Source organism: Phytoactinopolyspora endophytica, assembly GCF_004138495.1.
In the GTDB taxonomy this organism is placed as follows: domain Bacteria; phylum Actinomycetota; class Actinomycetes; order Jiangellales; family Jiangellaceae; genus Phytoactinopolyspora; species Phytoactinopolyspora endophytica.
Genome location: NZ_ML142852.1, coordinates 355,533 through 367,432, shown reverse-complemented (window position 1 = coordinate 367,432; position 11,900 = coordinate 355,533). Strand labels below are relative to the sequence as shown.

The 11,900-nt window shown below is 67.9% G+C and carries 9 protein-coding genes and 1 pseudogene; 4 read left to right on the top strand and 6 right to left on the bottom strand.

All coding sequences use genetic code 11. The features are described from left to right. Together ELR45_RS10095 and ELR45_RS10090 are read left to right on the top strand one after the other, a co-directional pair. Positions 1 to 1,857, top strand: a 1,857-nt coding sequence (locus ELR45_RS10095; protein ID WP_205856322.1) for an AfsR/SARP family transcriptional regulator, incomplete at its 5' end; no start/stop codon positions are given. Between the two features lie 383 nt (positions 1,858 to 2,240). Further along, positions 2,241 to 3,422 (top strand): Cmx/CmrA family chloramphenicol efflux MFS transporter, encoded by a 1,182-nt coding sequence (locus ELR45_RS10090; RefSeq protein WP_129665864.1) that lies wholly within the window; start codon positions 2,241 to 2,243, stop codon positions 3,420 to 3,422. Positions 3,423 to 3,437: 15 nt separating this feature from the next. On the opposite strand, the gene ilvD is transcribed toward ELR45_RS10090, so the two are convergent. After that, entirely contained in the window at positions 3,438 to 5,288 is a 1,851-nt protein-coding gene (gene ilvD, locus ELR45_RS10085) for a dihydroxy-acid dehydratase (protein ID WP_129665588.1), read from the bottom strand. Positions 5,289 to 5,367: 79 nt separating this feature from the next. Here ilvD and ELR45_RS10080 point away from each other — a divergent pair, with 79 nt between their 5' ends. Beyond that, entirely contained in the window at positions 5,368 to 6,213 is an 846-nt protein-coding gene (locus ELR45_RS10080; RefSeq protein WP_205856321.1) for a helix-turn-helix transcriptional regulator, read from the top strand. A gap of 24 nt (positions 6,214 to 6,237) precedes the next feature. On the opposite strand, the gene ELR45_RS10075 is transcribed toward ELR45_RS10080, so the two are convergent. From ELR45_RS10075 to ELR45_RS10065, 3 genes are all read right to left on the bottom strand, one after another. Beyond that, positions 6,238 to 7,176, bottom strand: coding sequence for an alpha/beta fold hydrolase (locus ELR45_RS10075; protein ID WP_129665584.1), 939 nt, complete (start codon positions 7,174 to 7,176; stop codon positions 6,238 to 6,240). Beyond that, positions 7,173 to 7,682 (bottom strand): hypothetical protein, encoded by a 510-nt coding sequence (locus ELR45_RS10070; protein ID WP_129665582.1) that lies wholly within the window; start codon positions 7,680 to 7,682, stop codon positions 7,173 to 7,175. The genes ELR45_RS10075 and ELR45_RS10070 overlap by 4 nt, the downstream gene beginning before the upstream one ends. A 209-nt stretch (positions 7,683 to 7,891) precedes the next feature. Then, the gene (locus ELR45_RS10065; protein WP_129665580.1) at positions 7,892 to 9,112 is read right to left on the bottom strand and encodes a DUF4232 domain-containing protein; all 1,221 of its coding nucleotides are present in this window, start codon (positions 9,110 to 9,112) and stop codon (positions 7,892 to 7,894) included. A 182-nt stretch (positions 9,113 to 9,294) separates the two neighbouring features. On the opposite strand from ELR45_RS10065, the gene ELR45_RS10060 reads away from it, so the two are divergent. Then, positions 9,295 to 10,476: a phosphotransferase gene (locus tag ELR45_RS10060; RefSeq protein WP_129665578.1), complete on the top strand. Its 1,182-nt coding sequence runs from the start codon at positions 9,295 to 9,297 to the stop codon at positions 10,474 to 10,476. Positions 10,477 to 10,571: 95 nt separating this feature from the next. Here ELR45_RS10060 and ELR45_RS10055 read toward each other — a convergent pair whose 3' ends face one another. Continuing rightward, positions 10,572 to 11,729, bottom strand: coding sequence for an N-acetylglucosamine-6-phosphate deacetylase (locus tag ELR45_RS10055; protein WP_165367649.1), 1,158 nt, complete (start codon positions 11,727 to 11,729; stop codon positions 10,572 to 10,574). Continuing rightward, positions 11,726 to 11,900: pseudogene (locus tag ELR45_RS42620) on the bottom strand (sugar isomerase domain-containing protein); the annotation flags it as partial. The pseudogene ELR45_RS42620 and the gene ELR45_RS10055, both read right to left, overlap by 4 nt.

The following is an 11,900-nucleotide window of genomic DNA, read 5'->3' as shown; positions in this document are numbered from 1 at the left end:
GTCGGCAGGCTCGTCGACGACCTGTGGGAGGAGCCACCACCGGGCGCCGTATCCGCGGTGCGCACCTTCGTAGCGGCGCTGAGGCGTGCTGTGGAGCCTCAGCGCCCGCCACGGGCTCCGGCCCGGCTCCTGGTCAGCGAAGGCCCTGGGTACGCGCTGCGTCCGAAGCGTGGGTCAGTGGATGCGTGGCGGTTCGACGACGCGGTGACCGCGACGTCGTCGATGCCCCCGGCAGACGCGCTCGGACGTCTGGAGGAAGCTCTGGGGTGGTGGCGCGGTCCCGCGTATGCCGGACTCGACGACGAGCCATGGGCTCTCGCCGAGCGCTCTCGTCTGGAACAGCTGCGGCTGAACGCGATAGAGCGCCGGTCCGAGGCGCGGATGGCTCTCGGGCGCGCCGCGGACGCGGTGCCGGAGCTTGATGCCCACGTCACCGAACATCCCTGGCGGGAGAACGCCTGGCAGCTCTTGGCCCTGGCGCTGTACCGGAGCGACCGTCAGGGTGACGCCCTGGCGGTGCTACGCAGGGCTCGCAGCCTCTTCGTGGAGCAGCTGGGGATCGATCCGGGCCCGCAGCTGGGCCGCATGGAGACCGACATCCTGCAGCGTGCGGCCCATCTGGATGTCACGCCAGACGTCGAGTCCGGCCACGATCTTGGCGTCGCCGGACATGTCTGGGCGGCGGCCACGGCCGCATACGATCGGACGGTCGCGTCGAGTTCCCGTGTTCGCCTGGAGTCGACGGTCGGTCTCCTGAGAAGCCTCGCGGTAGCCGGCGGAAGCGGGCTTGAAGCAGCGCGCGGTCAGCGGCTGGCGACAATCGCTGCCGCCGAGCAGCTCGGTGATGCCGAACTCACCGCCCGGATCATCGGTGCGTACGACGTTCCCGGCATCTGGACACGCTCAGACGATCCTGACCAGGCGGCGCAGATCGTCGCGGCGGCAGAGCGGTCCTTGGCAGCCCTTCAGCCAGGCGCACACGATGTTCACCGTGCACGCCTGCTCGCCACGATCGCTCTGGAGTCGCGTGGCACCCGAGCGGCTCGCGGACCCGACGCCGCCCGTGAGGCGGAGCGGATCGCCCGCCGATTGGGTGACCCGATGCTGCTCGCCTTCGCCTTGAACGGAACGTTCATGCAGACCTTTCACCGGGCAGGTCTGGCCCCACGGCGGGATGAGATCGGCGCCGAGCTGGTCGCGTTGTCCGACCGGCATGGCCTGCCCACGTTCGAGATCCTCGGCCATCTGATCCGCCTTCAAGCGCGCGGTGCGCTGGCCGACTTCAGCGCAGCGGACGAGCACGCCGCAGCGGCGGATCGGCTCGGCGAACAGTACGAGCGTCCGCTGGCGGGCGTTTTCACCGAGTGGTATAGGGCGATGCGCCTGGCCGCGACCGGGTCGTCCCTGGGTCCCGCGGAGGCGGCGTACCGTGATGCGGCAGCCCGGCTCGACGGCGCCGGTATGCCAGGAGTTGAGCGGGGGATCCTCCCGCTCGCCCAGCTCTGTCTCCGTGTGTGGCATGCGGTGCCGGTCCGCTTCGACGACGACACCGACTGGGGTCCGTATGCGCCGTGGGCGCGGCCGCTCGTACTGCTGGCCCACGATCGTCCGGCCGAGGCCGCCGATGCGCTGCGCCAGACTCCCGAACCGCCGTGCGACCTGCTGTACGAGGCCCTGTGGTGCCTCGCGGGCCGGGCGGCTATCGCGACGGGCGATCGACGGATCATGGAGCGCGCCTTCACCGAGCTCACACCAGCGGCGAAGGAGGTAGCGGGGGCCGGTAGCGGCATGCTGACCGTCGGTCCGGTCTCGCAACACCTCGATGACCTCTCCGCAGCGCTAGATCGGCCGCAATGACCCTCGACTCAAGTGAATATGCCCGCGAAACTGATTCGACCGGCAGCGGGTGCCCCGTTATGATCGACGGCATGTCGAGCCCCGAGGCGTCCAGAATCTAGCCACCGGTCATCCGGTGGCCTGTGACACCGTTTTCGGCGGCTACCTGTCACCGCTTCGCGTCGGCTCACCATGCATGTGTAGACGTGCCACATGCTCTCGCGCGCCGGTGCGTTGCGTAGTTCGCATCACATACCTCTCGCTTGAGGATCGCCTGCTGCTTCGGCGTGCTCAGAGCGTGCTGAGTTGCCGTTTCCCGATGTCGTTCGCTGGCACTGATTGACCGGTGGTCGTGTCCATCTCATCGACATCGTTGACGGAGCTTCATCATGCAGAAAATTGTTATGCCCTTGGCTGTCTACCTACTTGGACTGGCCGTCTTCGCTCAAGGGACATCTGAGTTCATGCTGGCGGGCCTAGTGCCGGACATCGCCGACGACATGGGAGTCACCATCTCGGATGCGGGCCTTCTGACATCGGCGTTCGCGGTCGGAATGGCCGTCGGTGCCCCGCTGATGGCATTGATGAGCAGACGCTGGCCGCGCCGGCTTACGTTGCTGACCTTTCTCGTGGTGTTCGTGACAGTGCACGTCATCGGGGCGGTGACCACCAGCTTCGGCGTCCTGATGGTGACCAGGGTGGTAGGCGCGCTCGCGAATGCCGGGTTCATGGCGGTGGCGTTGTCGACTGTCACGGCGATGGTCCCGGCCAATGCCAAGGGGCGTGCGCTGGCCGTACTGCTCGGCGGGACGACGATCGCATGCGTGGCTGGCGTTCCGGGCGGTGCCCTGCTGGGCAACCTGTGGGGCTGGCGTTCCGCGTTCTGGGCGGTCGCGATCATCTCACTGCCGGCGATAGCCGCCGTCGTGAAATCCGTGCCCGCTCACAACGCCGCGGACGAGTCGTCATCGACCCGTCCGAAGGCGCGCACGGAACTGCGTTCATTGCGCAGGCCCCGGCTTCTCGTCACGTTGCTGCTGGGCGCACTGGTCAACGGTGCGACGTTCTGCTCGTTCACCTATCTCGCACCGGTCATCACCGACGTGGCAGGGATCGGCACCGGCTGGGTGCCAGGCATGCTGGCCCTGTTCGGGCTTGGAGCCTTCGTCGGCGTGCGGATCGGAGGCCACTTCTCCGACACGAACCCGATGCCCCTGCTCGTGGCGGGAAGTGTGGCGCTGACGTGCGGCTGGGGTGTGTTCGCGTTCACGGCCGGCAGCCCGGTAGCGGTGATCACGCTCGTCGTCGTTCAGGGTGTTCTGTCGTTCGCCGTGGGAAGCACGCTGATCTCGCAAGTCCTCTATGCCGCGACGGATGCGCCGACGATGGCAGGCAGTTTCGGGACCGCATCGTTCAACGTCGGTGCCGCGATCGGCCCATGGCTCGGGAGTGTCGTCATCGACGCTGATCTCGGGCTGCGGGCGCCGTTGTGGGTCAGCGCGGCGTTGGTCGGCATAGCGCTGCTGATCGCGGGGGCGGCACACTCCGTCGACCGTACGGCGGCACTCCAGCCCGCTTTTTGGTAGTAGCCGGGGGTGAGGCTACGGCGCCGTGGCGTCGACGTTGCGGACGGCTCCTTGATCGGCGGATGTGGTCATGCGGGCATATGCGTGTAGCGCTGAGGAGACGACGCGGTTGCGCATGTTCGGCCGGTATCCGCTGGTGCCTTCCAACCTTTCGCGGCGGGCATCGAGCGTTTCCGCGGAGAGCTGGACATTGACGGTACGTCCCGGTATGTCGATGGTGATCTGGTCGCCGTCCTCGATGAGGGCGATGGTTCCTCCGGCGGCTGCTTCGGGTGACACATGCCCGATGGACAGGCCGGAGGTGCCGCCGGAGAAGCGGCCGTCGGTGATCAGCGCACAGCTGGCACCGAGGCCGCGGCCCTTCAGGAATGCGGTCGGATACAGCATCTCTTGCATACCAGGGCCGCCGCGTGGCCCTTCGTAGCGGACTACGAGCACGTCGCCGGCCGAGACCTGCCGTTTCAGGATCGCGTCCACCGCCTCCTCCTGGGATTCCACGACGACGGCGGGCCCGGTGAAGGTGAGGATCGACTCGTCCACGCCGGCGGTCTTGACGATGCAACCGTCCTCGGCGAGGTTGCCTCGGAGCACGGCAAGGCCACCGTCGGCCGAATAGGCATGGGCGACGTCGCGGATACACCCATCTTCCGGATCCAGATCGAGCTCATGCCACCGCCGGGACTGAGAGAACGCGGTGGCGGAGCGTTCGCATCCGGGAGCGGCGTGGAACAGTTCGACGGCCGCGGCTGAAGCTGAACCGCCTCGGACATCCCATTCGCCCAGCCACGCGTCCATGGTGGCGGCGTGGATGCTGTGCACGTCGCCGTTGAGGAGTCCCGCCCGTCGTAACTCCCCGAGTAGAGCCGGGATGCCGCCCGCGCGATGGACGTCCTCGATGAGATAGGTCCCGTTCGGCGCCACCTTGCACAGGCACGGGACGCGTCTGGACAGTGCGTCGATGTCATCGAGGCGGTAGTCAAGCTCGGCCTCATGTGCGGCGGCGAGCAGGTGCAGCACGGTGTTGGTCGATCCGCCCATGGCGATGTCCATGCACATGGCGTTCTCGAAGGCGTTCCTGGAGGCGATGCGGCGCGGCAGGACGCTCTCGTCGTCCAGGTCGTAGTAGCGGTGCGCGAGCTCGACGACTGTTCGGCCCGAGCGTTCGTACAGCTGCCGGCGTGCGGTGTGCGTGGCCAGCGTCGTGCCGTTGCCGGGCAAGGCGAGACCCAGGGCTTCGGCCAGGCAGTTCATCGAGTTGGCAGTGAACATGCCCGAGCACGAGCCGCAGGTGGGGCACGCGTTCTGCTCCACCCGCGACAGGTCCTCGTCCGACACGGTGTCCGCGGCGGCGTCCGCCATCACAGTGATGAGGTTCAGGCCCTTGCGTACGGTCCCGTCGACGAGGGTCGCCGCGCCGCCTTCCATCGGGCCACCAGAGACGAAGACCGTGGGAACGTTCAACCGCATCGCCGCCATCAGCATCCCCGGTGTGATCTTGTCGCAGTTGGAGATGCACACGAGCGCGTCCGCACAATGTGCGTTGACCATGTACTCGATCGAGTCCGCGATCAAGTCACGGGACGGCAGCGAGTACAGCATGCCTCCATGACCCATGGCGATACCGTCGTCCACCGCGATCGTGTTGAACTCGCGCGGAATGCCTCCCGCCGCCGTCACGGCTTCGGAGACGATCCGCCCGACCGGCTGCAGGTGGGTGTGGCCGGGGACGAACTCGGCGAAGCTGTTCGCCACGGCGACGATCGGCTTGCCGAAGTCGTCGCCGTCGACTCCCGCCGCACGGAGCAGGGCGCGGGCGCCGGCCATGTTGCGACCGTGCGTGACGGTCCGAGAACGCAGAACAGGCATGCCCACTATTTCCGCATCGAAACGGCGGGTGGCGGAATACGCTGCTGCTTCTAGTACTGGCGGTACTAGTATTGCGGCCGTGGGGCAGGACGCCGACCGTCGCCGAGAGCTCGGGGGTTTCCTGCGTAAACGGCGTGAGGGCCTGGTACGAGCCGACTACGAGCTGCCACCCGTGGGACGCAGCAGGGTCACCGGCCTGCGCCGCGAAGAGATCGCGTACCACGCCGGCGTCAGCGTCACCTGGTATACCTGGCTCGAACAAGGCAAGGACATCAACCCGTCCCGTCAGGTGCTCGACTCCATCGCGCGGACTATGCGGCTCTCGGCCGCTGAGCACGAATACACGCTCGCCCTCGCTGGGTACGCACCGAGCCCGCCGCACGATGTCACTCCGGTGACCGCGCCGCCCCACATCAGGCGCCTTCTCGAGGCGCAGGACACATCGCCGGCTTTCGCCGTCTCGCCCGACTGGATGATCGCCGGCTGGAACCGTGCCTACGAGGCTCTCTACCCCAACGTCGCCGCGGTGGCTCCCGAGGAACGGAACCTGCTCTGGCTCATCTACACCGACCCATACGTGCGGCAGATGCTCCCCGACTGGGAGACCACCAGCCGGCACTTTCTGGCCGAGTACCGCGCTGAAGCCGGCCCGTCGCTCGGGCACTCGGCGCATGTCGCGCTGCTGACCCGGTTGCTCAGCGCGAGCCCGGAGTTCGCCGCGGCGTGGGAGGAACACCAAGTCGAACGGTTCTCGTCGCGGGAGCGGCATTTCCGCCATCCGGATGTCGGAGATCTCGCATTCGAGCATCACCGGCTCACCCCGTCGGATCTCCCCGACATCCATGTCGTGGTGTACGTCCCGCTCGAGGGCACTGAGACGGAACAGAAGGTGCGCCGTCTCGTACGGCCCATGTCTCGTGTCTAACACGACGTCTCGCACCGCCTCGCGCTACGCGATTGTCTTGGCGATGAAGGTGGTGATCATGTCGGCGATCTCGCTGGGCTTCTCGAACAGCATCCCGTGGCTCGCGTCGATCTCACGGATCTCGATAGCAGGATGAGCCACTCTTAGTGCCTCCAGATCGCGGCGCAGCCCAGCGCGGAAGGCGACCATCAGCGGTTCCAGTTCCGCCGGTACCTGCGGCACGCTGTCGGTAGCGAGGACGAGCAACAACGGCGTCTTCAGCTCGGCGAACACCGGCAGGCTGTCCGCCTGGAGGCAGTCCCGCAGGGCGTTCATCGTCTCGGCTCCAGGCCGGACGAACGTGGCACCGTTGTGCGTGATGAGCCCCCGTCGTACGGCGGCGGCCCACCGGTCCGCATCGTTGCCGTGCTGCTCGGCGAACGAACGTTGAGCGGCGAGCATGGCCTCGACCTGGTCCTCGCTCAGTGGTGCCGCCATCGCCGTGGTCTGTGCGTCGAACAGGGCGGACAGCCGCTCGACCTGACCGCCGAGTTCCTCCGTGGTGAGCCCGGCGGCACCGGCGTCGTAATTCTCCGGGCGGGTGACCGGTGAGCGGTGGCCGTCCAGGCTCACTGCCGCGGGACACTCGGGGTGGCGGTGCGCCCACCGGGCGGCCAGGACGCCACCGAGGGAGTGTCCGACGACCGCGGCCTGGCGAACGTCCAGCGCGGTGACGACCATCTCCAGGTCCGAGAGCACCGTGTCCCAGCTCCACGGCCCATCGCTGGACTCGCCGTGCCCGCGCAGGTCGACCGCGACCGGCTGGTAGCCGGTACTGAGCATCGGACCGACGATGTCCCACGTGGCTAGGTTGCCGCCGGCTCCGTGCAGCAGCAACACCGGCTGCCCGGAGCCGCCGTATTCCCGGACCGCGATGGCGGTTGTCCCGGTCTCCACCGTCCGATCAGTCATCGATTCGGTCATGTGGTGCTCCTCTGCGTGGTGATTCCGCCCGTCGTCTGTCTGCTCGGCTGAAGCGCGCGTTCGCGGACGGATGCGGTGGTCACGCCGCCGTCCGGATGGCGCTGCAGCTTGTCTCGTGCCAGCAGGTCGTGGACCCCTTGCCGGGTGATGCCGAGCATCGCTCCCGCTGCCGCATAGGTCACGCGCTCACGAGCGGGGTGCCCGACGCGGCGGAGCACGGCCTGGCCGAAGGGTGTCGCCCACCAGCGCGACGGCGGGTCGAAGGCCTCGTCACCTGGATACAGCGCTGAGATCAGCCGCGCAGCCGTATGGGCAGCGTGCTGCTGGTCCCGCCCGAGGAGCTGAGCTGACCACATCTCCGCGTCGACCCGCGTCCGTTCCTTGACCGCTGCCACGGCGTCATCGCCCAGAAGAATGGCCAACGGATCGATGAGGCGGGTGGTGACCCGCTCGACGAGGTCCTCGACGAGCGCAACATGCGCCTGTGTGGCGTCCGATGGTTCCACGTCGGCCCCTTTCGCCGAGCACGACCATATCAGCTACTTGACAACACGTGTCAAGTAGCTTGGTTCCTCGGCCGATGTCAATGATGGGGCCGCTGGACGGCGCGATCACGACAGCGCTCCGGGTGAGAAACGCCGAGCCGGCGCGCAGAGCGAAGGCCGTCGCCGGCCTGCTGCTCAAGGCCGCGACAGATGAACCCTGTCGATGGTCGTCAGAGTGCCGTGCCCTCTGGCACCCACGCTGTCACCGCCAGCTCGCCGCCATCCACAATGTCAAGCGTGCTGATGGCGTGCATCGACGCGGGCGTGCGTGTGAAGGACGTCAGCGGCAGCTCTTGCATGGGGGCACCGGACTCGGCCGCCAGCAGGACTTCGGCGGTGATATCCGGCCAGTTGCCCGACCCTTCCGGGTATTCGGCCGTCGACATCGCGTCCCAACCGGCCACGGCGAAGGCACGAGCACCAGCGGGAAGCACGATCCGGCGCGGTCCCGGATCATTGCCCATGAAGGATCGGCCCTGGGTGACCGTGACGTCGAGATCACGGCCGTCGAGCGTGCGGAATCCCAGCTCCGGGTAGCCCTCGAAGGCGCACGGCCGGTCTCCGACGTTCGTCGCCCCGAGGATCATGGCGCGATGGCCGGTGGCAGCATCATGTCCGGCGATCTCCAGCCAGAGATCGTCCGGCGAGCAGTCCGGGGCGTCCGGGTCCTCCGGCCACTTCTCTGGCTCGACGTGCTCCGGGCGGGCCGGGACATCGGCGATGTCGAGCGACAACCCGCCGTCGGCCGTCTGTACCCGCTCGAGAGCGACGCCGTGTGCGGCGGCGACGTCCCCGACCTTCGCCAGATCATCGGATTCGCGGACCCGGACGTCGGCCGTATCGCCGTCGAACACCGATCGCATGACGCCGGGCGTTTCCGCCATCAGATAGGCGTCCGCGACGGGATCGACGCTGTCCGCCGGGAGCGGAAAGGCCTGGGCAGCCACCTCGGCGTCGGCAGCCGGCCGGAGCCAGATCTCCATCGCCGGTCCCGTCGAGGGTTCTGCGTAGTCCGCCGTGAACTCAGCGACCAGTTCCGATGCGTGATTCGGTGGCAGACGTCTGATCTCGTACATCAGGTCGATCCGGGCCACCCACCCGTTGGGGTCGTCTGGCGGGGCTTCGCGCTCGTCGCCGCTGTCGTCGACATAGGTGATGCTGACCTCGTCGATGACGCCTTCGGCTCCGGCCTGCTCGGCGATGTCGCTGGGTGCAGGGCTGGCCGCCCTGTCGGGTGCGGCGGCGCCGGAGGTTCGGTGCTCTGTGCTCGTCTCGGCGTCACCGCATGCGCTCAGCGCGGCCACCGTGCACCCGGCCAGACCGATGAGCACCAACGTTCTGCTGAGGGTCCGCGGTGCGGGGTGGGTGGGGCGCCAGGCATTGTCACGCATGGTCGAACACTACGTGAGCGATTGACAGCCGCCCGGCGCGGTCGGATAGTTTTGAACTGAACGTGTGGGGAGCGCGTCGAGACTCGCCGGAAGGCTTGAAGCCATCCCTTTGTGTCGCTGTGAGCGACGGCACCGGAGTTCTATACCGCCCGTGCGAGTCCGGGTGGAGAACGAGGTGTCCCATGAAGGTGCTCCCCGACAGCCCCAACCTTGACCATCTGCGCCAGCAGGCGAAGGATCTGCTCGCCGGTCTGCGGGACTCGGACCACAGCGCCACGCTGGCCGGTGCGCAGGCTTCGCTGGCGGACCAGTATGGCTTTCGAGACTGGACCGAGCTGAAGGCCGAAGTCGGCCGGAGACGGGGATCGGCTGACGTCGCCGATCCCGCGCTGGCCGGTGAGATCGCGTCGCGGTACGGGCTCGGTCAGGTAGCCGGTCAGATGCGATCGGTGGCTCCACCAGACGAGCTAGGGCGCCAATGGTTGCTCGGCACCGATCGGGGCTGTTGGACGGTTCTGTCCGTCGACGGGTGGATTCCGATCGTCGACGTCGAGGACGAAGTCGCCCTGCAGCTGGCCGCGGCCGAAGCGGGCGTGGCGCTGGCGACTCCGGTGCGTAGCGCCTCGGGAGCGATCGTCGAGACGATCGATGGACACCCGTGGCGGGTCTACGAGCGGCTTGCCTCCGGCCCGCCGCTGGTGGCACCCGTGAGTTCCACGATCACCTACACCGTGGGCCGGATCCTCGCAAAGATCCATCGGCTTGCCCTGCCGGTGGACCGGGTCAGCCCATGGCACGCGTCTCGTCTCTCCCAGACGACCTGGGGCACGTTGGCGGATGAAGCCAAGGCCGAGCATGCGAACTGGGCACCCACGCTGGCGGAAGCGATCCCCAGGCTGACAGATCTGGAAGCGATCGGTGAAGACATGCCCGTGCCTGTCCCCGTGTTGTGCCACAACACATTGGGGCCGTCACAGGTACGCGTCGGGGCGAGGAGGCAACTCGTCGTCGTGGGCTGGGAACACGCCGGAGGCCAGCCGGCGAGCTGGGAACTTGGGGACGCCTTGATGCATTGGACCATCAACCCCAGCGGGGGCGTGAACACCGTGGCCGCCCGGGCGATGGCCGAGGGCTACCGGTCCGAAGTGGGCCTGCTTCCTCCGCTCGACATGGGCATGTTCCGCGGCGCGGTCATCAGCCTGGCCAACTACGTCTCCGGGGAGGTGCACCAAGCCTTGAACGCTGACCACGATGAGGATCGACGTCGTGCCGACCGCAGCGTCCGGCATCTGCTCTCGCACTTGCCGTCCCGCCACAACCTCGAGCGTCTGCTGGATGTGGTGCAGGCCGCAGACCGGGTCTGAGCCTGGCCGCCGCCGCACTCGTGGTGCCATCACCCGATGCCGGAGGCTACGGCGCCGCGGCGTCGACATCGCGGACGGCTCCTTGGCCGGTCGCCCTATCGAACAGGGCGGCCGGACTGGATGGCTGTGACGACGTCGCCGAGGTTGTCCCCGTCCGCCTCCCACAGCACGAAGTCTGGTGGCGCGCCGACGCTCAACCTGCCGAGTCCGGGACGCCGCGTGCCGACGACTTGACCTGGAACCGTCGTCACCAGGTCCACCGCGTCCCCCATCGAGAGCGTGGTGCCGGAGATGACTGTGCGCACGCCGTCCACCAGGGTGGATGCGGCGCCGGCCAGCATCTCGGTGCCGACATAGGACAGGCGCTTCGACTCGTCGAGCTCGACGAGCCCGCCGACGGGAGTCTCGTACCGCCCGGGCGGCAGACCGCCGATCGCTGTCAGGTCGGATGCCAGGAACGCGCGGGCCGCCGTCTTGGCCCGCAACATCACTTCGAGCACTTCGACGGGAAGATGGTGCCCGTCGGCGATGAGGCCGGTGGTGAGCCTGTCGTCGGCGAGCTGGGTCCAGATCGGGTTCGGATGCCTCGGCAGCATGGGCGGGATGCCGTTGCCGAGGTGCGTCGAGAATCGCGCCCCGGCATCGACCGCGTGGCGGATCTGTTCCGGGGTGGCGTGGGTGTGGCCGATCGCCACTTCGACACCGAGCGCTCGGATCCGGGCGATCTGGTCGGGCGCGTCGTCGGTGTGCGGTGAGACGGTGACAAGGCCGACGGGGCCGTGTTCGGTCCATCGTTCGACCTCGTCCGCGTCGAGCGGGCGGATGGCTCCGGGATCATGCACCCCGCGGGCGCCGTCACGGTCCGAGATGAACGGCCCTTCGACGTGCACCAACGGCACAGACGCCCACACCACCGGGTCGGCGGCACGCGCGTGCTCGATCTGACGCAGCGCGTGGATGATCCGGTCCTCGCCGGCCGTGATGATGGTCGGCGCCCACGTGGTCACGCCGATACCGGCCAGCCGGCCGGTGAGCTCGGCGATAGTGTCGGCGCTCACGTCCTCACCGTTGACGTCCAGTCCGGCGTATCCGTTGACCTGCAGGTCAATGAAGCCGGCGGTGAGCAGCGGCAGCGATTCTCCGGCCTCTCGGGGCGCCGTGTCGACGGCGACGACGGCCGACTCGGTGTAGCTCACGGTGGTGGCGGCGTCTGCCCCGGGAAGGAGACCACGCACAGTGCTGACCGGCGTCACAGGTGCCTCACTCGTCCTCGCAGAAGGTCGATGCCGCGTGCGTTCGCCTCGTCGCCTCCGACGGTGTTCCGCGACCGCCACACCGGCGCTTCGATCCCACGGCTGTCGAGTACGGCTATCGTAGCCATCATCAGCCACTGCAGGCAGAACGCGTTGGCGAGCGTCGACACG